Consider the following 23,425-nt stretch of genomic DNA (forward strand, 5'->3'; position numbering starts at 1 on the left):
GGATTGCCTCGCGGCCAAGGCTCACTGCAAGATGGGTCTTGCCCGTGCCCGGAGGGCCAAGGAACAGGACTGTGTCGCCGTGGGCGATCCAGCGGCAGGTCGCAAGCTCCCTGATCTGTCCCTGATCCAGCGATGGCTGCGCGTCGAAGTCGAAGCCGTCGAGTTCGCGCACGAACGGGAACTGCGCCAGTTTGCTCGACATCAATATCCGCCGCTCGTCACGCCGCGCGATCTCGCGCGACACAAGGAAAGCCAAAGCCTCGCGCAAGGTCATCTTCGAGCGTGCAGCCTCATCCAGCAGCGTGTCGAGTTGATCGCGGATTGCCGTCAGCTTCAACCGGTCGAGTGTCGCGACCAGCATGTCGTGATCCACTGTCGTCATCACCAGCCTCCCCCGACAACCGCCTCGTATTCCGCCAGCGGCCGCAGCAAGGCGCAAGGAGCAATCTCTATAGGGGCTGCTGCGCGCACTGGTCCCTCGGCGCCAGCCACGCCGACAAAATGCGCCCGGTCCACGATCCGTTGTCGGCGGCCTTGGCATTGGGAATGATCAGCCACCACCCGGCCCGCATGACGGATGATGACGCGACCGGCCAGAACCACTACCTGAACGCTCTCTCCGATCAGGCGCCAGGGCACTGAGTAGCTGTTCGTATCGAGGTCGATCGCGCAGTCCGCCTGAACCTTGCGCACCAGATCACGTAGTTGTCCGAACGGCGCCCGGCCTGCAAGCGGCCGAAGCGCACCGGCCTCAGCGGCAAAACGTTCCGCAGGCGCGACGCCGGTCGTGCCATGCTCACGCTGGTCGGCAATCTCGCGCGTCCACCGATCCAGATGCGCCTCGAACGCCGCCCAGCTCTCGAAACGGCGGCCGGCGATCGCGTTCTTCTTGACGTAGGCGACCCCACGCTCGTCCTTGCCCTTCGTGCGGGCCCGATATGGCGCGCAAGCTCGTGGCGTAAAGCCCCAGTAGCGGGCAAAGGCATGCAGTCGGGCATTGAACCTCACCTCGCGCGTCACCGCGTCATGGTGCTCGACCAGAGCCTTCGCATTATCCAGCAGAACCTCCGCTGGAACCCCGCTGAAGCGCAGGAAGGCTCCTTCCATCCCATCAAACCAGTCCGCCTGGCGCTCCCGTAAAGAGGGGCGGATATGCACCCGTCGCGAATAGCCCAGCGTCCCCACGAACAGGTGAACGCGCAACGGCTCGCCGCCGATCCACACGCGCGTATCGCCAAAGTCGATCTGCATCTGATGACCTGGCGCCGTCTCAAAGCGAACCGTCGCGCGCTTCTGCGCCTTCAATTCCCGCCGCCAGCGCTTCACTCTCAGCTCCACCGAGCGAAGCCCGATCACGATACCATGTTCGCTCGCCAATTCCTGGCGAATGACATCCGCGTTTCCATCATGACGAAAGAAACGCTCTCTAAGCCAATCGTCCAGACCGTCGAATGCAGTTCGACGAGCAGGCTGGCGATACGCCACGACACCACCTTCACGCAGATAGCGGCGAACCGTATTGCGCGCGCAACCGAACTCTTGCGCAATGCGCTTCGCACCCCAGCCGACCTCATGCAGCCGAACCATCGCTGAAACTTCTTCCCCCGACCGCATCTCCTCAACCCGCATTGTTGTCGACAAGGCGAGCTTCGATGGAAATTCTTCTTGCATCCACTGATCCTCTCAAAAATGAGGGGTCAGTTCTTCGTTTCGTTAGGGGGTCAGTTTCTCACTTCGCCTGACACCGGCATCCAGGGACTACAATCGGCCCGAGGCTCTCGCCGAAGAGTGGCTCCTGATCGAGTGGCCTGAAGGCGAGGTCGAGCCGAGCAAGTATTGGCTCTCCACCTTGCCGGCCGACGCTACGATCACCCAGTTGGTCGACGCCGCCAAGCGCGTTGGCGGATCGAGCGAGACTATCAGGAACTCAAGCAGGAACTGGGACTGGGCCACTACGAAGGCCGAGGGTGGCGGGGCTTCCACCACCACGCCAGCCTCTGTATCGCCGCCTATGGCTTCTTGGTCTCTCTGAGGGACACGATTCCCCCCTCAACTCCAACTCGCGCCCAGGGCCGCCAAACACCTGGTAGTTGTGTGCGTCAAGTTCTGCAAAATGGCGTGGCATTGCGGTGACGTCGGCGTGTCCGCCGCGCAGCCCCCGTGTTTAGCGGAGCGGCGGACATACGGCGGTGCTCAGGCGGCCAAGGCCCTCAGGCTCTCCTTCTTGTGCTCGCGCAGATGATCCATGTTGAGATAGCGGGTCGCCTCGAGCCAGTTCTCGTGGATCTCCACCGCCAATGCCCGAACCAGCCGCAGACAGCTCCGCGGGTTGGGGAAGATGCGAACGACCAGGGTGCGCCGCTTGATCTCCTGGTTCAGCCGCTCCAGCATGTTCGTCGACTTCATGTGCTTGTGGTGAGCTAGCGGCAGCCGATAGAAGCTCAGCGTCTCCTCGATGTTATCCTCCACCCAGTTGACCAGCTTCGGGTATTTGGCCTGCCATTTGGCGATCCACTGCGCCAGGTCGCGTTTGACCTCGGCAAGGTCGCGCCGGTCGTAGAATCATCTGAGCTCCATCAGGCAATCGTCGTCGACCTTGCGCGGCACGTAGTCGAGCGCGTTTCTGAGGAAGTGCACGTAGCAGCGCTGCCAGACCGCTTCGGGCAGCACTTCGCGGATTGCCGCCCTGAGCCCCGGATGGTCGTCGGAGACGACGAACTCGACGCCGGCGAGCCCGCGATTCTTGAGCCCCGTCACGAACTCGCGCCAGCTCGAATGGCTCTCCCGGTTGGCCAGCTCCACGCCCAGAACCTGGCGCCGGCCCTCCCAATCCACGCCGATCGCCACCAGCACCGCCTGGCTGGCGATCACGCCCGCCTCGCGAGCCCGTTCATAGCGCGCGTCCAAGATGAGATACGGATAGCTTTCCTCGAGCCGCCGCATGAAGAACGCCTTGAGCGCCTCATCCAGCCGCATCGTCGCTTCGCTCACCGTCGAGGCCGAGAAGGAATGCCCGCACAGTTCCTCCGTCACCGCCTTCACCTTGCGGGTCGAAACGCCCTGCACGTACATCTCGACCAGCGCCGACACCAATGCCTTCTCCGAACGCTGGTAGCGCTCAAACAACTCCGTCGAGAACCGGCCAGCCCGATCCTGCGGAACGCCAAGCTCCAGCACCCCGACCCGCGTCACCAGCTTGCGCTCGTAATAGCCGGACCGGTAACTCGTCCGCCCCGCCGTCCGCTCGCCTTTCTCGGCCCCGATCGCCTCCGTCATCTCGGCTTCAAGAACCTCCTGCACGACACTCTGCAATGCCTGGCGAAAGCCGTCCTCATCCGACAACAGCAACGCTTTCAACTCGCCTCTGCTCAGTCTAACGTCTCGATTGGTCATGGCACTTCCCCTTCCACGGGAATCGGTGATCGCAACGTCACCACCGTGCCATGGCCGCTCGCCCTCAGAGCAAGCGCCGTTCTCTCTCCAAAACTTTTTGCAGAACCTTCAGCACATCTGTGGACGCCCCCGTGCTCTGTGGACGCCCCCGTGAGCGCAAGAAGAATCTTCGAAAGGCAGTATAGCGGCGCGTAGTCGGGTGCTGACATCTGTCCGGCCTCTGATGCGGCCTTCCATTTGCCGCCGGCCCGTATGGGAGTTCGCCGATCGGATCCATATCACTACCGCGCGCTCGAAGCGCTCTGTGCTGAACTGGTTTTTCCGATCCGTCTCTCATCGACTGTCGCGCCATACCTCTCCGTGTGACCTTCCTACACCTGCGACGACCTCAGACCGAGCTGCTATGCTGCCACGGCCGGAGCCCTGTAGGTCCCACCTCTTGCCATGAGCGCCCAGACGATGCGGGCCATTTTGTTGGCAAGAGCGACGACCACAAGCATTGGCGGCTTGCGGGCGAGCATGCGCCCAAGCCACGATCCTTCACGAATGCCTCGCCGACGAGCATGACGCACGACAGCGCTCGCTCCGATGATAAGCAGGCGCCGCAAAGTACGCTCGCCCATCTTCGATGTTGCACCGAGCTTCTGTTTACCGCCGGTTGAGCGTTGCAGCGGCGTGAGGCCCAGCCAAGCGGCGAAGTCGCGCCCCTTTCGGAAGATTGCGGCGCAAGGCGCCAGTGCAACCAGAGCCGTTGCCGTTATCGGACCAACGCCGGGGATTGTTGCCAACCGCCGCACGTCTTCATCCTCTCGGGCACGCCGTGCAATCTCGGCATCGAGCTGCTTGATCCTTTCCTCCAGCGATCTCAGCGTATCGACCAGCATGGTGAGGGCCAGGCGGGCTGCTTTTGGCAGATCGCCCTCAGGATCCTCTACCTTTCCATCAGCTTGGCGGTGTGAGAAGGGCCCTGGGCAACGACCAGTCCATATTCTGCGAGATGGCCGCGCAAGGCGTTGATCGTCTGGGTGCGCTGCCGCACCAGCAGATCACGAGCCCGGAATACGGCCGCACTCGCCTGCTCCTCCTCACTCTTCACGGTGACAAAGCGCATGGTCGGCCGCTGCGCGGCCTCGCAGATCGCCTCGGCATCGGCGGCGTCGTTCTTCTGCCGCTTCACGAAAGGCTTCACATAGGATGGCGGGATCAGACGAACGGTGTGCCCGAGCTTGCCAATCTCGCGCGCCCAGTGATGCGCCCCAGAACAGGCCTCCATGGCGACCAAGCAGGCCGGCTGCCCAGCGAGAAACGCAAGCACCTTGTCGCGTCGCAGTTGCTTGCGGAAAACAATGGCGCCCGCCGCATCGGCTCCATGCGCCTGAAATACATTCTTCGCTAGGTCCAACCCGATCGTGTTAACTTCCATTGTGGACGCTCCCTCTCTTACGGTGGCTGTCAAACACCACCATTCTGGCACATCGATGCCGTCGAGGGGGCGTCCACCCCATCACTATCCACCTGGTCTTCCCGACGGTTATCGACCCCGCAGATCCTCCGATCCGACCAGAGCGGCACGTCCCGACCTCAACCCCAACCCCAACCCTCAGGCGACGCCTGACTGTGGCCCTGGCCAACCGTCTGCAACGATGTCCGTGCTGCATAAGGGCAATGGACAGTCCGCGTTAGGGCTCGCAATTTATGACGCAGTAGTACTATGGGCTGGTGGTGGATAGCGACCTGCCGTCAGGCAGAATGGCGTTGCTAAACGCACCCATTCTGGAGACGACAATGCAACAGGTTGCAAATCGGCCGGAACAGGCCGCTGTCCGCATCGATCTTGGCGCGATCTTTGTTTCGATGGAACTGTCTCGATCAAGTTGGCTGATCACTTCACTGTCGCCGGGTGGCGGGGAGAAAATGTCCAAGCATTCTGCAACTGCTCAAGGATCAGCTCAAGCCGTTCGAGCTCACGCACAATCTGTGCCTTCAGGTGGAAAGGTAAGGCGACCATCACCTGTTTGCAGATCCTCGAGCCTGGCGCGTCGGTCGCGACGCAGCGGCTCATAGTCACCGACGCCCTGGGCGAACAGCAGCCCCTTGATCCGGGTGACGTGCTCCACCCGCTCGGCGATCAGCGTCTTGCGTTCCCAGCAGATTCGGCGGCGATCCTCTTCCTCGGGGTTTCGGCGGCTTGACAATGGAGCAGACCCGCGGCTCGCCGCGCTTGTAGGCCAGCAAGGTCCGTACCAGGGTCTCGCCATCGCTCTTATCGGTCTTCGCCCGCCGGCGCCGCCGGGACACCAGGATCGAGGCGGCGTCGACCACGTGGCTCTCGATCGCTTCGCCCTGAAGCATCCGATGGATCCAGAAGCCGTCTAGTCCAGCCTCCTGAATGACAATAATCCGGAAGCGCTCGCCAGTTCGTGCCCGAGCCTTTTCCTGGAGCATCGCAAACAGCTCCAGGAGTCCCGCAACGCCCCCGCCCCGCAGAAATGCACTCTCATCCGTGAAGCGCTTTCGTCTGAGGAAATGTTGGCCTTTTGCTAAGCATGCCGCCTCGCCCGGCGGGCCCGGCACCTCCCTGGTGTCGGGCCCCTGTGTCTTCGCCGCGGACGCGAGAGATTACGCCCGCCGCACCTCCGTCACCTTGAGCGTCTTCGGGTCAATCACGACTCCGTAGAATTCCGAGGCGTGATTGATGGAGATGTACCCCTCACGCACATCTGCAACCACTTCCGCCACCGGTCTGTCATGCGGACGACCGTATCCGCCGCCGCCTGGCGTGTAATGGGTCACGACATCCCCCCGCTGCAACGGTTCCAGATCGCCAATGGCGTATTTAAGGCGACGTTCAGTCGAACCGGAGCCCTCGTTGATCATCCAGTGCCCTCCATCGCCGGAGCCGCCGCCGGCGGTCCCTTGCGGATGTATGACCGACTTCTGAGACGTGTAGTGCAGGTCAGCGACATCGGACAGAACCTTGTACGACAGCACCTGCCCTAGGCCGCCGCGGTAGCGGCCTGCGCCCCCAGAGTCCTGATAAAGTTCGCGCTTCAGGAAAAGGATGGGCATATCGGATTCGGTCGCCTCGATCGGCGGAATTGGGCAGTTCGTCACATGGCAGGACAGCACGTTGGCGCCATCCTTTTGGGATGTGGCTCCGATGCCACCAGGGACAACTTCGAGCACGATCATGCGCTTGCCGGGGCTTTCGTCCTCGCAAGTGACGCCGTTGTAGAGACAGCCGCAGGAGTCAGCCATCACTCGCTCCGGGATGGCTTCGGCTAGCGCACCCATGACCAGATCCACGATGACATGGCAGACGACCATGCGCTGGGTGCAGGCGGCTGGCCACTGGCAGTTCACCAACGTACCCGCCAGCGCCACCACCGAAACCGGCCGCTTCGTGCCCTCGGTGTTGGGCAGATCCGGGTTGGTGATGCTGCGCATCACGTAGCCGATAGCCGCCATCGTTGCGGACAGGGGCGCGTTGATCGGTCCGGCGACCTGCTTGTCGGTTCCGGTGAAGTCGAACTGGATGTCGCTACCGTTGACCCTGATCGTCAGGCGAAGCTTAAAAGGCCCGCCCTTTGCGCCGTCATCTAGGATGACTTCCTCATGAGAGTATTCCCCGTCCGGAATCGAGCGGATGTACTCCCGCATAAGTACTTCAGAATGGGCGATCAGATTGTCAAAGCAGTTCTCGATCATCTCGACGCCGTATTTCTCGAATAGACCGATGATCTCGGTTTCCGCCCGTTCGAGCGTCGAGAGTTGGGCCATTAGATCGTTCTCGAAATATTCGGGAAGCCGCGTATTGGCCTTGAAGATCGAGAAGATGCCCTGATCCAGTTTACAAGATCGGATAATTTTCACCGGGGGAACCCTGAGACCCTCCTGCTCGATTTCAGTGTTCCACCCTCTGGTACCCATTTCGGCGGCGGCGACATCCATGTGGTGAACTGTGATCGCGACGATGGAAACGAGCCGATCACCCAGGAAGACCGGGCGGTAGGTGATGATGTCGTTTGTATGGTGCGACGACAGAGAGGCTCCGCCGGCATACGGATCATTCGTAATGATGACGTCGCCGGGCTTCCACTCGCTGATCGGAAAGTAGTGCTGAAGAATGGTGTCGAGGCAGACGTTGATCGCATTCAGGTGGATCGGCACGCTCGCGGATTCGGCCAGGAGGCGGCCCCTCGCGTCGAAGATCGCCGCAGAGCAGTCTTCCATCTCGCGAATGATGTGCGAGGTTGCCGAACGGATCATCCGCGTCGTGATCTGCTCTGCGATGACGGTGAGCGCGTTTCGGGTGATTTCCGTCGTGACGGGGTCGGCGCCCATTTTTTCGATTTGCTTGTTCATGATCTCTCAATCCTGTATCGCGATCGCGTTGCCCCATTTGTCGTATGTGACCTTCCAGTCTGGAGGCACGACGAGTGTCGAGCCCGGATATTCCACGATCGCAGGTCCGTTCAGTGTGTCGCCCGCCCGAACGTTTAGGAAACGATAGACTGGCCAGGGCTTCTCGAAATCGGTACGCCTGTGCAGGACCTTTCGGCGGCCGAATATGGTCAACTCTCCGGACGTACGATGGCGCCGCTCGGGCCAAGGCAGATCCGGCCGGATACCGAGAACCGTCAGGCGAAGGTTGACGATCTGAACGCCACGATCGCTAAGCGCGTACCCGTAGCGTTCCTTGTGGAGATCGGAGAAGCGCTTCATTAGACTGTTTTTCCAGTCGCCCTCGAATTCGGATTTCGACACCGGAATGTTCAGTTCGAACCCTTGGCCCGTGTACTGGAGATCAAGCGACAGAAGCGCCCTGTGTGCGGTCGGATCGAGGTCCTCCTCGGCAAGGAGATCGGCGGCCTCCGCTTCCAGTCCTTCGAATACCTTGGTAAGCTCGGACGAAGTGACACCATCGAGATCGCGGATGAACGTACGGACCAGATCTTGACGCCATTCAGCGCAGAGCAGACCCGCAGCGGAGACGTTGCCCGGGGCGGGAGGCACCAGTACGGATTTCATTCCGAGCGCGTCGGCCAGGCTGATCACGTGTAGGGGGCCTGCGCCGCCGAATCCGACGAGTGTGAAGTCGCGTGGATCGAGGCCCCTCTGGACGGACACCAGCTTGATGGCATTCACCATGTCGGCCTCGGCAATGTCGAGGATGCCCAGCGCGGCTTCTGCGAAACTCATCGACAGAGGCTCCGCTACCTTGGCGGTGATGCCGCTTTCTGCAAGATCCGGGTAGAGCGCCCTCTTTCCGGCAAGGAAATACTCCTTGTTGAGGCGTCCGGTCGTCAGGTTGGCGTCGGTGATCGTTGGCCATTCCCCGCCTTGCCCATAGCACATGGGACCGGGAACCGACCCAGCGCTTTCCGGCCCCACATGGAGACCTCCACCCGAGTCAACGAGCGCCTTGGAGCCACCGCCCGAGCCAATTGTGACCAAGTCGATGGTGGGCAGTTGCACTGGGTAGCCAGCCAAGCTGCCTCGTGACGTCAGCGAGGGTTCGGAATTCACGACCAGCGATACGTCCGAGGACGTGCCGCCCATGTCGAAGGTGATCACATTGGGGAACCCCGCGGCCTTTGCCAGGGTGGCCCCTCCAAGGATGCCCGCGACTGGTCCCGAATGGGTGATGGAGACCGGTATCTGCTTGGCTCTCTCGAAGCTGACGACCCCTCCGTTTCCACCCATGATATAGGGAGCCCCCGCAATCTCATTCGATTTCAGGACGCTGAATAGACGGTCGAGATGCTTTCCGAGCGGTTCCGACACATAGGCGTTGATTGCGATGGTGCTGGAACGTTCGAATTCACGGAACTGGCGGACGACCTCGCTGGACAGGCTGATCGTAAGGGCCGGAAATTGAGCCTCGGCAATACGTCGAACGGCCTGCTCATTAGCCGGGTTGGAATAGGAGTGCAGGAAGCATACCGCAACCGAAGTCACTCCCTGTTCGACGAGTAGCGTGAGTGCCGCAACGATTTCATCTCCGTTGATCGGCACGAGGATATCCCCCCTTGCCGACACCCGTTCATTGATGCCGATTCGATTGCGCCGCGCGATCAGGGGAGACTTGGGCCGCCACTGGATGTCATAGATGTTTGGCTTGCGCACGGCCCGGCCGATCTCCAGCACGTCTCTGAAGCCCATCGTCGTGAGCAAGCCAACCGAACCGGTCTTCTGTTCGACGATCAGGTTGGTGACCAGAGTGGTGCCGTAGACGAAGCGCGCTACCCCTGACTGCGGGACCCCCGCCTGCCTGCAGATGGCGTCGACACCGGTGAGAATTCCCTCGCTCAAATCTAGAGGCGTGGTCGGCACCTTTAGTGTTTCGAAGAGACCTCGTGCCCGGTCGAGAAGTACAATGTCCGTATGCGTGCCGCCGGTGTCGACGCCGATTTCCATTGGAATACTGCTCCTGTTCTTAGTCTTCTGGAGATTTCGGTCCCGTAGAAACAGCCCCTTTGGCGGGGTTGGGACGAGGTTCGTGAGGACCCTATTCCCACATGATGAAATATGTCAATATAATTTCTCATAATATGGAAAGACGGCATTAAGCGGTGGCCGCCATGCCCGAGTGTCGAGGAGTCAATTATCGAACGCTTTTACCGGACGTCGCTATCGTGGTGAGTCAGTCGTCATTTCGAGCGGGACGCCGCTTCTCTCTAGAACGTGCCGGAGGCCGCCTAGCCGGTGACAATCTCCACGATCACCGGACGCGACCGGCCGCTCGTGACCCGGTAAATGTTGACCTGATCTTCATGGCAACTTCTCGTTCCTGTGTTCGGAAACTTTCGGCATCACGATTTTCGATACCCATTCACGGAAGGGCTTTCCGGAGGCCAGTTATATCGACGCTGTTTCGGTTGACTCACCAGCCACGCGGTCTTGCAGCACATTGGCGCTGCCGCTTCGTCGCACAGCACCCGCTTCAGGCCTGCACGTTCGACCTATCACGCGCCAGTCGAGCGCAGCGAGTCTTGACAGCCGACGACCGGCAAATCCCGCACAAGGCATCACGATTTTTTCTTATTTCGCGTTGTGAGTAACGACGCAATTGGTATGGAGACGGACATCCGCCGGCGGCAAGAAATTGGCATTGCACTTCGCCGACACTTCTCGACGGCGGCGAATTGCTTTGGTAAGTTTGGGGAGCTCTCCCTTCGTCATTTGAAGCGTACCCATGCGTAGGCGCCCAGCGCTGTTGGCAAAGGACGACCGAGAATCATGTCAGCCACGAGCCGTGCTGAGCGAGGAGCACCACACAACCCCCAGTGGCTGTGGCCGAAATTGAGGAAGGCATTGCCGAAGCGCGGCGATCGGTCCAGCACGGGTAGGCTGTCGGGCAGCGATGGACGCCCTCCCATCCAACGGCTGCGTTCACCTTCGAGCGGGGCTACGAACATCTTCTCTGCCATTCGGGTTAGTGCCTCCGTTCGGTCCCAGTTCGGCGGCATGGCTATATCGGCCAACTCGACAGTGCCGGTAATTTGCAATCCTGTCTCCATCGAGGTCGCGCCGAAGCCCCGGCTACCATTCATGATCTTGTGGTTCAGCCGGATCGGGCTGTCCCTATAGGTGACGTGATAGCCCCGCTCGGCCACCAGCGGCACACGCACCCCTAGTTTCCCGGCGAGTCCGCCCGACCAGACTCCCGCGCAGAGCACAACTTGCCGCAATGGCACCGCTCCCTCCGGTGTCGTGAGACCACAGAGCTCACCGTTTTCGGTCGCGAACCCGGTCACCTCGGCGCGGCTGAACCGGCCGCCCGCCGTACGAAACCTCTCGAACAGTGCGTCGACCAGACGCTTGGGATTGGTCGTATGGCCATTGCCGGGCAGTAGCGTCGCACGGCGGAAGACCGGACTCAGCGCGGGCTCCATCTCCCTCAGTTCCGCAGAGCCGATCTGCCGGAAGGGTATCCCCAGCTCCCGCCGTAGCGCCATCGCAAAGATCTCGCCACGGCCCGGCGTCTCGGATTCGTAGACATAGAGATAGCCTTGCTCCCGAAGAAGATCGGCAGAAAGCACGGAGCCCAGCACGCTGCGGTAGCTGTCCAAGCACCCTTCGTATAGGTACTGCATCGCCTTGGCTGAGCGGCGCGCGTCGCTTTCCCGGCTTGAGAGGAGCCAGCGCCATATCCAAGGGAACGACCGCAGCACCCAGCCTGGATTGACGATTACCGGCCCGTCTGGGTCGAGATACCATTTCGGGATCTGGCGCAGTATCCCGGGCAATGCAAAGGGGATGCAGGTATTGGGCCCTATCCCCCCTCCGTTGCCGAAGGAACAGCCCGAAGCCGGGCCGTCCCGATCGATGAGCAGCACGCTCCTTCCGCTCTGCTGCAGCTCAAGCGCGGTCATCACACCAACGATGCCAGCACCGATCACCACGACGTCCGCAGGCGTCGACGACATCTCTTGCATGAGCTCAGCCCTCCAGGGAAAGCCGGTATATGTCGCGCGCCGCTGCCTCCGAGATCAACCCGTCGAGCAGATCCTGCATGATCAGATCGCGTTCACGCAGCCGCGGGTCGCCGAAGCCGCCACCTGCGGTGGTGTGGAAGGTCACCGTATCACCGTGCTTGAGATATTCGATGTTGCCCATCGCATATTCGAGTGTACGCTCGCCAGGCAGGCCTTCGTTGATCACCCAACGCCCGCAGGCCCCGTTCATTCCACCGCCGAAACCGCGCGGCGCGACGCGCGACTTCTGCGAGGTGTGGGTGAACTCGGCATCGGCAGCAAGAATCTGATAGGCGACCGCCTGTCCCATGCCGCCGCGCCGATAGCCGGCACCGCCGGAGTCCTGCTGATATTCGCGTCGCAGGAAGCGCACAGGCGCCTCGATTTCGGTGGCCTCAATCGGCGGCATGGCGCAATTGGTGACATGACAGGCCATCACATCGATCCCGTCCCAATCTCGGGTCGCACCCAGCCCGCCCGCAGTAACCTCGCCGAAGCTGACCCAGCGGCGCGCCGCCGCGTCGTAGGTCGAGGTGTAGTTGTATTGGCAGCCGCACGAATCGGCGATGACGCGCTCCGGCACGGCATCGGCAAGCGCCCCCATCACCAGATCCACCAGCGAATGACAGGTGACCATGCGCTGATAAACGGCGGCTGGCGCACGCGCGTTGACCAGCGAACCCTCGGGCGCGATCACCCGGATCGGCCGCTTGCATCCCTCTGAATTCGGCAGCGACGGATCCGTCAGACAGCGCATCACATAATAGATCGCCGACATGGTAGTGGAGAGGGGAGCATTCACCGGTCCGCGGATCTGTGGATCGGTACCGGTGAAATCGAACTCGATCTCGTCGCCGGCCTTGCGGATCGCGACGCGCAGCCAATGCGGCCCCTCGGCATAGCCGTCGTCGAGGATCGGCACCTCGCCATGATAAACCCCGTCGGGAATCGACGCGATCTCATGGCGTGAGCGCGTCTCTGCATGTTGGATAAGCTGCTCGATGGCGCTCGTCATGGTGCTCGTGCCATAGGCCTCGAAAATGCGGGCGAGTTCTTCGGTACCCGCTACGAGACTCGACAGCTGAGCCAGGAGATCGTTTTCCAGGGCATCGGGAACGCGGGTATTTCGCAGGACCATCTGTAGCACCGCCGAATTGGTCTGCCCAGCGTCGACCAACTTTATCGGCGGCATTAGTAGACCTTCCTGCTGGATTTCGATATTCCAGCCGCGAGTGCCCATGGTCATCGCGCCGATATCCATGTGATGTGCCATCAGCCCAGCAAAGCCGACCAGATGTCCACCCAAGAAGACCGGTGCGTACATCACGATATCATTGGTATGGGCGCTGCCGAGCGAGCCTCCGCCCAGATAGGGATCATTGGTCATCACCACATCCCCGGGCCGCCAGCACTCGCGCGGCAGGTGGCATTCGAGGATCGAACGCAGGCAGATACCGACGCAGTTTAGGTGAATCGGTATGTTCGCTGACTCCGCTAGCAGCCGGCAATCAGAGTCGAACAATGAGGCGGAGCAGTCCTCCATCTCCTTGATCATGAAGGAATGGCCCGCGCGCACCAGTCGGTGGGTGATCTGCCTAACATTTGTCAACAGCTTGTTTTGCAGGATTTCGAGAGTGATGGGATCAACAGAAATCATGGTTTTCAGTCCTGAGTCTCAATATGCAGATGCCCGAATTTGTCGCAGCGCGTCACCCAACCCGGCGGAGAGATCAAAGTGGACCCGGAGAACTCGATGACGGCGGGGCCTTCTATTCGGTCAGCCTCACGCAGTCCGTCCGCACGCCACACGGTGGCCGTCTGCGGACCGCTTGCGTCAAACCAGATTTCGCGCTTGCCCTGCGGCCCGGCGAGCGCGGGGTCCGCAAGCCGAGTCCAACCGCTGGCGGACAATCGACCCACAGCAGAGACCCGCACATTCGTTACCTGCACCGGATCCTTGGTCATGTTGTAACCATAGATTCGCTTATGCTCGACATTGAAGGCATCGACCAGTTCGCCGAGATCGTCGAAATCCGTCAGCGGCAAATTCAATTCGTGGCTTTGGCCCTTGTAGCGCAGGTCGATTGAGGCAAGCAGGATTGGCTCCGTATCGTGGCACGCCTCTTCCTCGAGCCATTTCGCACCGGTTTCGAGCAATTCGGAGAGGCGGCCGCGCAATTCGCCCGATGTGAGCGCATCCAGATTCTTGACGATGCTCAGCACGAAATCATGGGTTAGATCGGCGCTTAGCATTCCCAGGGCCGACATGTTCCCCGGCGCGCAGGGCGCGATGGCACGGCGGATGCCTAGTTCTTTCGCAAGCCCCAGCATGTGCAGGGGTCCAGCGCCGCCAAAGCCGACCAGCGTCATGCCGCGTGGGTCCACCCCCTGCTTGACCGAAGCGAGTTTGATTGCATTGACCATGTGGGATTCGCTGATCGACAGGATGCCCATTGCGGTTTCGGTCAGCCCAAGCCTCAATTGCTGGGCAATCCGCCCGACTGCTTGATGTGCCAAGTCCACATCGAGCTTGCCGGCCCCGGCTAGGAACCAGTCCGGATTGAGACGGCCGAGAACCAGGTTGGCGTCAGTCACCGTCGCATCTGTCCCGCCCCGACCATAGCAAGCCGGTCCAGGATTGGCTCCAGCGCTTTTCGGCCCGACCTTGAGCCCGCCCCCAGAATCGATCCACGCAATCGAGCCGCCGCCTGCACCGACGGTGACCAGATCCAGGGTCGGGAGTTTTACCGGCATCCCTGCCACCGCGCTTTTCGTCGTGAGACTGGGCTTGCCGTTGGAAATAAGGGACACGTCCGAACTGGTACCACCCATATCGAACGTGATGATATTTGAAAGTTCTGCCGTGCGCGCGATGACAGCCGATCCAATGATCCCTCCCATCGGCCCGGAATGTGTCAGAGCAACGGGACACTGTTTAGCGGCCCGAAAACTCATAATGCCGCCATTGGCCCGCATGATATGGGGAGGCGCACGCAGCCCCGCCGTCCGCAGCGCGCTCTCGAGATGGTCGAGATGATCGTCGATCGGCTTCATCACGAAAGCGTTCGCCACCGTCGTCGAGGTGCGCTCGTATTCGCGGAACTCGCGCATGATCTCAGACGAAACCGAAAGCCGCAGACCGGGAAATTCGCGCCGGGCGATCTCGGCGATTCGCTCTTCATGCACAGGGTTGACGTAGGAGTTGAGCAGGCTGATCGCGACGGTATCCACCCCCGCCGCAATGATCTTTTTGAGGCTCTCGCGCACGCTGTCCTCGTCGAGCGGCGTAATGATCTGTCCCGCGCTGTCGATACGCTCTTTCACACCCAACCGCAGCCAGCGCGGTACCAAGGGTGGGGCAGGACGCCAGCGCAGATCGTAGATGTTCTCGTTCCTGTAGGCCCGGCCCATGGCAAGAATGTCGCGGAAGTTCTCGGTGGTGATGAGACCGACGGGCACGGCATCGCGTTGGATGATGATATTGGTGACCAAAGTGGTGCCGTAGACAAACCGCTCCACATCCTCCAAACGGCGCTCCGCCTGTGCCAGCACCGCTTTAACCCCATCCAAAATCCCCGATGAAAGCTTCCCTGGCGTCGTCGGAACCTTGTGGGTGAAGAGCGCCTGCCTCTCATTGTCTATAGCCACGATATCCGTGTGGGTACCGCCGGTATCCACACTCATCAAAATTCCCATCTAGGGTGCCTTTCTCAGTCAGTCAGAACTTCCACTAGGGTAAGTCTGAGGCTGCTCCCGTTTGCGATCAAATGGCGAGTTTGCAATCCGACTTAAGCACAGGTTAAGAGTCGCGAAGGCACCAATGATTTTCAAAGGGTTGCCCGAATGGTCGTCCGCCTTAACTTGCGCCAGATCAGAGTTTTGCATGCCATTATTCGCGGCGGGAGCGCCTCGACGGCGGCCGAAAGCCTGCATATCAGTCAACCTGCTGTGAGCAAGCTCGTTGCAGCGACCGAGTCTGAACTGGGCTACCGACTGTTTCGCCGCACCGGGCGACGGCTTAGCCCAACCGCCGAGGCCATCGCTCTAATGCCTCATATCGAGCGGGTGTTGAGCGAACTAAATCGCCTACAGCGCAGCGCCGAGGTGATCGGGCGTGGCAGCGCGAGCAGCGTCACCGTGTCGGGAAACTATACGCTGATCTCGGCGATCGCCGCGCCGGCGAGCATCGCGTTTCATGAAATCCATCCCGAGATATCGCTTTCGCTCCAGGTCCTCACGCCGCAGGACATTGTCCGCAGTGTAGCGAACCGGCAGGTCGATATCGGCCTCGCCTACGGCCCACTGCACCATTCGCAGCTCAATATCGAGGACATCGGCGGCTGGTTCTGCGTCTGCGCGTTTCGGCGCGACCACCGTCTGAACGCTCTGAAAGAGATCGGACCGGATGACCTGGTGGACGAACCGATCGTGACCTTTTCGGAGAATTCGCCCACCGGCTTGTCATTCCGGCAGCTGTTCGAAAGCGCTAAACTCGACCTGCGTCCGTCCCTGATCCTGAGCAACACGCAGATGATTCTTGAGATGATCCAGGCCGGGCAGGGAGTAGGTCTGATCGATGTTTTCAAGCCGTTCGCCGCGCGCTACCCCGGTTTGGCCGCGCGGCCGATCCGCCCGCAGATCGAGAATATCCCGAAGCTCCTGATGCACAGATCCACTCCCAATGAAGGGGCGGTTCGCACATTGGCCGAATGCATCCGTTCTGTAGCGCGCCGCCTCTGAGAGCCTGCCGACGAAGGCTCCTCAGCTACTTGGCTTCGCAAAACTGAATTGGCCTTGACTGCAATGTTCCGGAGAGCGCCCTTCCGCGAGAAAGAACAAGATGCCGTTTGTATATTGTCGCATCTGGCAGCGAGATGGACTCACTTCGTCGAGCTTCAGCCGGCCTCAATCGGTGCGATACACCTCGTGGACTTGTCGTCAGTTGAGCCTTGGGGCGAGGCGATTGCCGATAGTAACACCTCTTACTCAGGCCGACCTTCCATCAGGTCACTGCCGATTTCGTCTCAGCTGTCTCGAACAATCTGGTCCCGGTGGGTGAGGAGCTCCCTGTTCTGATCGACCAAGTGCATGCAGCACTCAAACGCACGCCCGGCAGGATTCCGCAGGAGAGCCCTGAGCCACTCAAGCCTGCGGTGCCGATCAAGAAGTGGGTGACACCACTATGAGCGGCGTTTTGCTCGTCACGCAAGATGGGGTATCCGGCTTGAGCCTCACCCTAAGACGGCGGTGGATAGCAGGAGCAGGTGCTGCGCTTCGAGCGATGGTAAACGTGGTCATGTTTTGCAACAGCCACAAGCATCGGACAGGAAGCGCAGCATGAAGCATTATACGGGCCTGGATGTCTCCGTGAAAGAGACCGCCATCTGCATTGTCGATGAAACGGGCAAGATTTGCCGGGAGGTGAAGGTTCCCAGCCACCCCGATGACCTGATCGCGGTGTTGCGAGATCCGGCTTTGAGCGGGTTGGCCTGAGGCCCTCGCCAGGGCCGGCGCGCCGGTGATTTGCCTCGAAACGCGGCATGTAAAAGCCTTCCTGAAGCCGAACAAGACCGATCGCAATAATGCACGTTGCATCGCGCAGAGGATGCGGGTCAACCTGTCCCGCCCTGTGCATGTGAAAACGCTTACGAGCCAGAAACGACGGGCCCTGCTGATGGCGCGCAAGCTGTGCAGGGAAAAGCGATCGCCATTGAAAACGATATTCGCGGACTGTTGCGCAATTTTGGGCTGAAGGTCGGGAACGTTGGAGTTGTCAAATTCGAGGAGCGGATTCGCGAGTTGATCGATGACATGGCGGATCTTCAGGAAGTCATGGATCCGCTGCTGACAGCGAGGCGTAAGTTGCGTGAGGAATTCTCCCGGTTGCACAATAAGGTTCTGGACATGTCGCGCAACGATGAGATGTGCCGGCTTCTGATGACGATCCCCGGTATCGGTCCCGTCGTATCGCTGGCGTTCACGAGCACCCATCGACATTCCGCAGCGGTTCAAGAACTCGAAGGCTGTTGGACCGACACTGGGGCCGACGCCGAAGCTCAACGAGTCGGAGAAAGCAAGCGCGTCGGATGTATATCGCTGTGCGGTGACGCGATGATGCGAACGCTACTTTACGAAGCCGCCCAGACCTTGATGATCAATGTGAGAAAATGGTCATGGCTGAAGGCTTGGGCGATGAACATCGCCAAACGGCGCGGCATGCGAAAGGCCATTGTCGCGCTCGCCCGCAGGCTGGCGGTCATCATGCATCGCATGATGAGTGACGGCACCGAATTTTGCTGGAGGCGGGATGATTTGCCGGCCGCCAGCTGATCTCAATCGATAACGGCGCGGCATAAAAGGAGATAACGGAATCCGCAACCGGCGGATAAGTGTCCGTCGCAGGACGATGGTTAAGTAAGTTCGAAGATCGCTTTGTTCGATCGTAAAGTGACGCTCAGAACGCATGCAAGATTGTTCTACTTCATCATTCTAACCCCATGGTGGGAGGGCCAAAAGACCGATCCCGGAGAGAAGCAAGGCCCTGCGAAAGACACCAGAAGCCGGAGAAGCGGAAAAGTTCGAAAGCGCTTGACCTTTACCAGCCGAATAGAGAAGCGATCTGCCGGATGCGTGTGATTTCCGCTGAGAAGTGACCCGGGTGCGGGAGCCAGGCTTAGAGTGAACTCTGCCGAATGCGGAAGATATCGGTCCGCTCGCCACGGATTACCTGGCGGACGAGTTTGTGACTGGGTCTCGGGCTGACCCAAGGTCCAACAACCGGGAAATCGTCGGTGATCTTCTTTTCAAATGTGGGCCAAGTCTCGATCTTTCGCCTTTCGCCTTTCTCCGTCGCCCGTGTATCCTCCAGAGATAGAGAGGAGCCCATGAAAAAGGCAATCTCCTAGTCCAGAAGAAACCTACAGGTCGCACTAATAGGACGGACCATGATCTTCACCTCTACCTCATCAGCACGACAAATTCGGCTTATGGCGCGTTCGGGCGCACTAGCCGGTCCGACCGCTAACCTTGCTTCAGGCTTCGTGCAGGCTAATCTTGCAATTTTGCCACGTGAGCTTGCCTATGATTTCTTGCTGTTCTGTCACCGGAATCCAAAGCCGTGTCCTCTGCTCGGAGTCTCAGAACCGGGCGCATCATCGATCGATAGTCTTGGGGACGATCTCGACATCCGCACGGATGTGCCGCGCTACCGCGTTTGGAAGAAGGGTGTGCTGGTTGAAGAGCCGCAGGCCGTCATCGACATCTGGCGTGAAGACTTCGTGACGTTCGCAATCGGCTGCTCCTTTTCTTTTGAAGAAGCTCTGCTGGCGGCCGGCGTGCCGGTTCGACACATCGAAGAGGGCCGCAACGTGCCAATGTTCCGCTCGTCAATTGACACCGCGCCATCCGGTGTGTTCTCCGGCCCGGTCGTAGTATCAATGCGACCCATGCTTCCCGAAGATGCGATCAAGGCAGTGCAAATCACCGGGCGATTCCCTTCGGTTCACGGCGCTCCGATCCATGTGGGCGAACCGGACGCTATCGGCATAGCGAACATCGCCAATCCAGATTATGGTGATGCTGTGACTATCCGACCTGGGGAAGTCCCCGTTTTCTGGGCCTGCGGAGTAACTCCCCAGGCGGCCATTGTACGTGCCAAGCCGGAAATCAGCATAACCCATGCCCCTGGGCACATGCTTGTGACAGATATGTCGAACGCCAAGCTTTCAATCTAACCTTCACCGATACACATTGATAGCCGTTGGGGCTCGAGTAATGGGCGCTGACGACATGATGAACCTGCGCAGGCTCGTGGAGAAGACCCCGGATGCCGATCTGCTGCGGGAGATTGGCACCTCGGAGGCCGAGTCGATCTGGACGGAGTTCCTGCGCAAGCTGACACGTCGCGGCCTGCGCGGCGTCAAGCTCGTCGTCTCCGATGCGCGCGAAGGCCTCAAGGCCGCCGTCACCAAGGTGCTGTCGGCGACATGGCAGCGCTGCCGCGTGGGGCTGTTGAGAAAGTCGGCTTGTCCATGCATGTGCGAGATAACCAGGCCCTTGCTGTGAGAGCTGCGGGAATTCTGTCTCAGGATTCCTCGATCGGCACCAAAGGAGCGCCAGCAGCACCAATCCGAGCAAATGGGCCAACAAAGGCCGCCAGCCGTTTGAGGTTCACCGCCGCGGCCGTGAGGTAGGCCTGGATCGTCATGTTGGTTAGGCCCCGCCGAACCGCTCGGAAGGCTACCATGGCGAAGCAAAGAACTGGCATGGCCTTCCGGGCGCGACACAACAAGGCGGTTCTTGTGGGGAATGGCTATCCGGCATTGCTGAGAGCTGGCAGACGTCGCGAGCGATGGTCGGAAGAGGATAAACAGCTCTATCAACGCCATCGGTGGCTGCTTCTCCTGATGGTCGGGAGAGGGATTTTGGTGATCAAGATCGGGAGATGATGATGATACTAGATTTGCATCGGCAGGGCCTGTCGGTGTCGGCGATCGCCAGCGAGAGCGGGATCGACCGCAACACGGTGCGCAAATACATTGAGCGCGGGCTCGAGGCTCCGGCTTACGGACCGCGCAAGTCAGGCGGCGATCGATCCCTTCACGGCGTATCTTCGCGAACGCGTCACCCGATATCCCAGACTCACCGGCAGCCGGCTTTTCCGGGAACTGAAAGACCTCGGCTATGGCGGCGGCTACACGGCCGTCACCGACTTCCTGCGCGACGTCCGCCATCCCGAGATAGCCGGTCCGAGCGGGCTGTCCTATACGATGTGAGTTGGCTACGACAACGCGGGCCGGATGAAGGCATCACGGTCGTCCCTCCTGGCCGGGTCGACCGTTCGCCTTTGTGGAACGGGGAACAGCGCGCGGCGCCATGTATGCGCGCGGCCAGTTTGCGGAAGGCGATAAGCGGATCGCGCGCTCGATCATCGACAGCGAGTTCGAGCTCGATCATCGGAACGACCAAGGTAGCTGACAAGCCCGGCATATTGCCGAGGATTTCCGGGCTCGGTTGGACACATGGCATCCATCAAATCGGCGTCGACCAGCTTGGCAAAACATGGTGTCCGACTGCTGGGGCGACGCTTTCGACCTGCTCAAGTAACGTCGCGAAGCTCGTCCTCGATCCGCGGCCGGAACCCTGTTCAGGACGAAAATGCTTTCGAAGCCCTCACTTCAGAACTGAAGATCGTCACGGCCCTCAGCGGTATCGGGGGCGGAGCGTCGTTGGAGCCAGCCGTACCGGTGACCCGCAGGCCGGCTTGATCAAAGAGATTGGCTAGCGCGTGCCGGTCTGCGATGCCGGGCTCATCGCGACCGAGCCCTGTACAATAAAAGCCACGAGATCCCCAAAGCCCTATCGACGATAGTTGCCGCGCTCACGCGCAATCGATGCCCGAAATGATCACGCGGCACCGGCAAATCCGGCGAGTTCAGTCATCACGCCAGCGCGGCCCATGGGGCGTCGATATCAGGCGATTGGCGGCTCCTGCGAACCCGAGTTGCGGTCGTCGGCGACGCCGATCGCGGTCGCAAGCCCTGACAGCACCCGCCGCCAAGATGGCGCGGGTGGCGCATGCCGTCGTCAAGACGGGAACAAAATAGCGGTCGGATGCCAGGCGGCAAGACCCCCTCTGCAATTGCCGTGAGGGCGCGAGACGTGACCCTGTGGATATGTCGGGCCTTCCACCTGGGTTATCCCATCTTGAGGACGGTGAGGACCACGGCCACCGAGTCGCCTATGGATCGGCTCCGACACCCGTCCCTGACCGCACAACCAATCAGTGATCGGCCCAATTTTGCTAATTTCCTCCAGAAAGCACTTGACAGTCGCGACAATATGTCGACAGTAAGGCGACAAAGTCCAGCATACGTGAGACGACCTTCCAAAGCCGGTTCCGTCGGAGGAGCCTTGGAGAAACGTGATGAATAACGAAATTTGGAGAGGAGGTTCTGTATGAACGACAAGAACATTTTTCAGGCGTTCGAGACATCGGAGTATCGCGCTCGGCTTAATAAGGTACGAGCATTGATGTCCGATGCTGGTATGGACGCGCTGATGGTCATCTCGCAGGCCAATCAGTGCTACCTTCTAGGCTATGAGTCCTTGTCGGGTGGCCAGCCACAGGCTGTGCTTGTGACGTTGGACGATGATCCCTATTTCATCCTGCGCAAGATGGATGCTGACGCTACGGCCGAAGCCGGATGCTGGCTTCCCCAGGACCGGGTTGTCGCATATGCGGAAAGCTACGTAGGCGGCACAGGTAAGGCCAGTGCGTGGGAATTCATCGCCCAGTTCGTCAAGAGCAAGGTGAGGGCATCTGCACGCATCGGCGTCGAAGTGTCTGGGCTGGGCGTGTTCAGCTATCCAAAGCTTGTCGCCTCATTGGGAGGTCAGGAACCGATTGACGCTAGTGACCTGGTAGGGGCATGCAAGCTAGTCAAATCCGAGCGCGAGCTTGTGTATATGAAAGAGGCTTCCGCCATAGCGGGGCGGGCGATGATCGCTGGCATCGACAAGATCTCTGTCGGTACGCAGCATTGCGAAGCAGCCGCGGCGATCATGTCAGCGCTTTGCACTGGTACCGAAGGCATTCCCGGCGGGCCGCCGCCTTATCCGCCGTTCATCCGCGGTGGCAAGTCTTCCATCGCGCCACACCAGTGTTTTAGTGATGACATATTTGCCGCCGGCGAACAGTATTATCTCGAGTTTGGCGCTCGCCGGCACCGGTACTGCGCACCAATGACGAGGACCGCTCATCTCGGCCCCGCCACACCGCGCCGGAAGAACCATCATGAGGCTGTACTAGCGGGATTCGGTGCCGCTGTCGACGCGTTGCGCCCGGGCGCGACCTGTGCCGATGTCGCGCGTGCGTTTCAAGCGGCTGTCCGGCCGTATGGCCTCAAGAAGGACTCGCGCATAGGCTACTCTGTTGGCCTCGACTGGATGGACGGCCCGAGCCTCGGGACCAATAACGACACCGAGATCCTGGCCAACATGAGCTTCCTCGTCCACCTTGGCTTCTACGAGCCCGGCGAAAATTACATGTTGAGCGACACTGTTCGCGTCACCGAGGCTGGGGGGGAAGTGATGAGCAACGTTCCCCGCATCCTTTTCGAGCGTCCCGCATGAAGTAAGTACCGGAGGAACGACAACTCCGATCTGCCAGCTTCGTGGCTCGTATAGTTTGCGAACTCCCTGACGAGCCCCCTGTAAAGGGGCTCGCTTCGCAGACCAAATGGAGGAGTGATGATCCGACACAGATTATCAAATCCACGGTCAAGAACCCAACCAGGATACCTGCAATATGACGATTGTCTCCATACTCAACCCGGACCTGGTCGTCTCGCACGTCGATAACAAGCCGCACTGGAAACTATCGAACCAGCGCCGGCAAGGTTTTCAGAACCTGCATACTGTGGCCCGTTATGTCACGTCACTGCGTTCCCCGCGCGTGCTGCCGTTCAGGAAAGATATTGACTGGACTATCGCGGATCGACCAGATGTCGCGCGGTTTCGGTCGTTGCCGCATTTCTCCGGTTTCGTCGTGG

14 protein-coding genes and 8 pseudogenes are annotated in these 23,425 nt (G+C 60.2%); 11 read left to right on the plus strand and 11 right to left on the minus strand.

The annotated features are described in order from the left end of the window. Together NKH78_RS32085 and istA are read right to left on the minus strand one after the other, a co-directional pair. Window positions 1-382 (minus strand): ATP-binding protein (locus NKH78_RS32085; protein WP_352885149.1); only part of this gene is annotated, 382 nt, incomplete at its 3' end. Beyond that, window positions 382-1,671, minus strand: coding sequence for an IS21 family transposase (gene istA / locus NKH78_RS32090; protein WP_352885151.1), 1,290 nt, complete (start codon window positions 1,669-1,671; stop codon window positions 382-384). The genes istA and NKH78_RS32085, both read right to left, overlap by 1 nt. 58 nt (window positions 1,672-1,729) lie before the next feature. On the opposite strand from istA, the pseudogene NKH78_RS32775 reads away from it, so the two are divergent. Further along, a pseudogene (locus NKH78_RS32775) lies at window positions 1,730-2,133 on the plus strand (transposase); the annotation flags it as partial. A 60-nt stretch (window positions 2,134-2,193) separates the two neighbouring features. Here NKH78_RS32775 and NKH78_RS32100 read toward each other — a convergent pair. Further along, window positions 2,194-3,393: pseudogene (locus tag NKH78_RS32100) on the minus strand (IS256 family transposase). A gap of 401 nt (window positions 3,394-3,794) precedes the next feature. Further along, a pseudogene (locus tag NKH78_RS32105) lies at window positions 3,795-4,816 on the minus strand (IS110 family RNA-guided transposase). Between the two features lie 362 nt (window positions 4,817-5,178). Between NKH78_RS32105 and NKH78_RS32110 the strand changes: the two are divergent. Further along, window positions 5,179-5,319: pseudogene (locus NKH78_RS32110) on the plus strand (IS110 family transposase); the annotation flags it as partial. A gap of 1 nt (window position 5,320) precedes the next feature. On the opposite strand, the pseudogene NKH78_RS32115 reads toward NKH78_RS32110, so the two are convergent. The 6 genes and pseudogenes from NKH78_RS32115 to NKH78_RS32140 all read right to left on the minus strand — a co-directional run. Continuing rightward, a pseudogene (locus tag NKH78_RS32115) lies at window positions 5,321-5,874 on the minus strand (transposase); the annotation flags it as partial. A 138-nt stretch (window positions 5,875-6,012) separates the two neighbouring features. Further along, window positions 6,013-7,758 carry a hydantoinase B/oxoprolinase family protein gene (locus NKH78_RS32120; protein WP_352885153.1) on the minus strand — a complete coding sequence of 582 codons (1,746 nt, stop codon included), beginning with the start codon at window positions 7,756-7,758 and terminating at the stop codon, window positions 6,013-6,015. Window positions 7,759-7,764: 6 nt separating this feature from the next. Continuing rightward, entirely contained in the window at window positions 7,765-9,813 is a 2,049-nt protein-coding gene (locus NKH78_RS32125) for a hydantoinase/oxoprolinase family protein (protein ID WP_352885154.1), read from the minus strand. A 761-nt stretch (window positions 9,814-10,574) separates the two neighbouring features. Then, window positions 10,575-11,834: an NAD(P)/FAD-dependent oxidoreductase gene (locus NKH78_RS32130; protein ID WP_352885156.1), complete on the minus strand. Its 1,260-nt coding sequence runs from the start codon at window positions 11,832-11,834 to the stop codon at window positions 10,575-10,577. Window positions 11,835-11,838: 4 nt separating this feature from the next. After that, entirely contained in the window at window positions 11,839-13,530 is a 1,692-nt protein-coding gene (locus tag NKH78_RS32135) for a hydantoinase B/oxoprolinase family protein (RefSeq protein ID WP_352885159.1), read from the minus strand. 5 nt (window positions 13,531-13,535) lie between these two features. Continuing rightward, the gene (locus NKH78_RS32140) at window positions 13,536-15,557 is read right to left on the minus strand and encodes a hydantoinase/oxoprolinase family protein (protein ID WP_352885161.1); all 2,022 of its coding nucleotides are present in this window, start codon (window positions 15,555-15,557) and stop codon (window positions 13,536-13,538) included. Between the two features lie 159 nt (window positions 15,558-15,716). Between NKH78_RS32140 and NKH78_RS32145 the strand changes: the two genes are divergently transcribed. From NKH78_RS32145 to NKH78_RS32170, 6 genes and pseudogenes are all read left to right on the plus strand, one after another. Then, window positions 15,717-16,613 (plus strand): LysR family transcriptional regulator, encoded by an 897-nt coding sequence (locus tag NKH78_RS32145; protein ID WP_352885163.1) that lies wholly within the window; start codon window positions 15,717-15,719, stop codon window positions 16,611-16,613. Window positions 16,614-16,885: 272 nt separating this feature from the next. Further along, window positions 16,886-17,059: pseudogene (locus NKH78_RS32150) on the plus strand (Ros/MucR family transcriptional regulator); the annotation flags it as partial. A gap of 151 nt (window positions 17,060-17,210) precedes the next feature. Continuing rightward, a complete protein-coding gene (locus NKH78_RS32155) occupies window positions 17,211-17,366 on the plus strand; it encodes a hypothetical protein (RefSeq protein WP_352885165.1) in 156 nt (51 codons plus the stop codon). A gap of 195 nt (window positions 17,367-17,561) precedes the next feature. After that, a complete protein-coding gene (locus NKH78_RS32160) occupies window positions 17,562-18,203 on the plus strand; it encodes a transposase (RefSeq protein ID WP_352885167.1) in 642 nt (213 codons plus the stop codon). A gap of 614 nt (window positions 18,204-18,817) precedes the next feature. Further along, window positions 18,818-19,606 carry a putative hydro-lyase gene (locus tag NKH78_RS32165; RefSeq protein WP_352885169.1) on the plus strand — a complete coding sequence of 263 codons (789 nt, stop codon included), beginning with the start codon at window positions 18,818-18,820 and terminating at the stop codon, window positions 19,604-19,606. Between the two features lie 112 nt (window positions 19,607-19,718). Then, window positions 19,719-19,895: pseudogene (locus NKH78_RS32170) on the plus strand (transposase); the annotation flags it as partial. 61 nt (window positions 19,896-19,956) lie between these two features. On the opposite strand, the gene NKH78_RS32175 reads toward NKH78_RS32170, so the two are convergent. Beyond that, window positions 19,957-20,079: a hypothetical protein gene (locus NKH78_RS32175; protein ID WP_352885175.1), complete on the minus strand. Its 123-nt coding sequence runs from the start codon at window positions 20,077-20,079 to the stop codon at window positions 19,957-19,959. Between the two features lie 237 nt (window positions 20,080-20,316). On the opposite strand from NKH78_RS32175, the pseudogene NKH78_RS32180 reads away from it, so the two are divergent. From NKH78_RS32180 to NKH78_RS32190, 3 genes and pseudogenes are all read left to right on the plus strand, one after another. Beyond that, window positions 20,317-20,578 (plus strand): annotated as a pseudogene (locus NKH78_RS32180) (helix-turn-helix domain-containing protein); the annotation flags it as partial. Between the two features lie 1,252 nt (window positions 20,579-21,830). Beyond that, on the plus strand, window positions 21,831-23,006 hold the full coding sequence (locus NKH78_RS32185) for a M24 family metallopeptidase (protein WP_352885171.1): 1,176 nt from the start codon (window positions 21,831-21,833) through the stop codon (window positions 23,004-23,006). 175 nt (window positions 23,007-23,181) lie between these two features. Continuing rightward, the coding region (locus NKH78_RS32190; RefSeq protein ID WP_352885173.1) for a hypothetical protein at window positions 23,182-23,425 on the plus strand (244 nt) is incomplete at its 3' end.

Source organism: Mesorhizobium sp. M0910 (assembly GCF_040319465.1).
Taxonomy (GTDB): Bacteria; Pseudomonadota; Alphaproteobacteria; order Rhizobiales; family Rhizobiaceae; genus Mesorhizobium.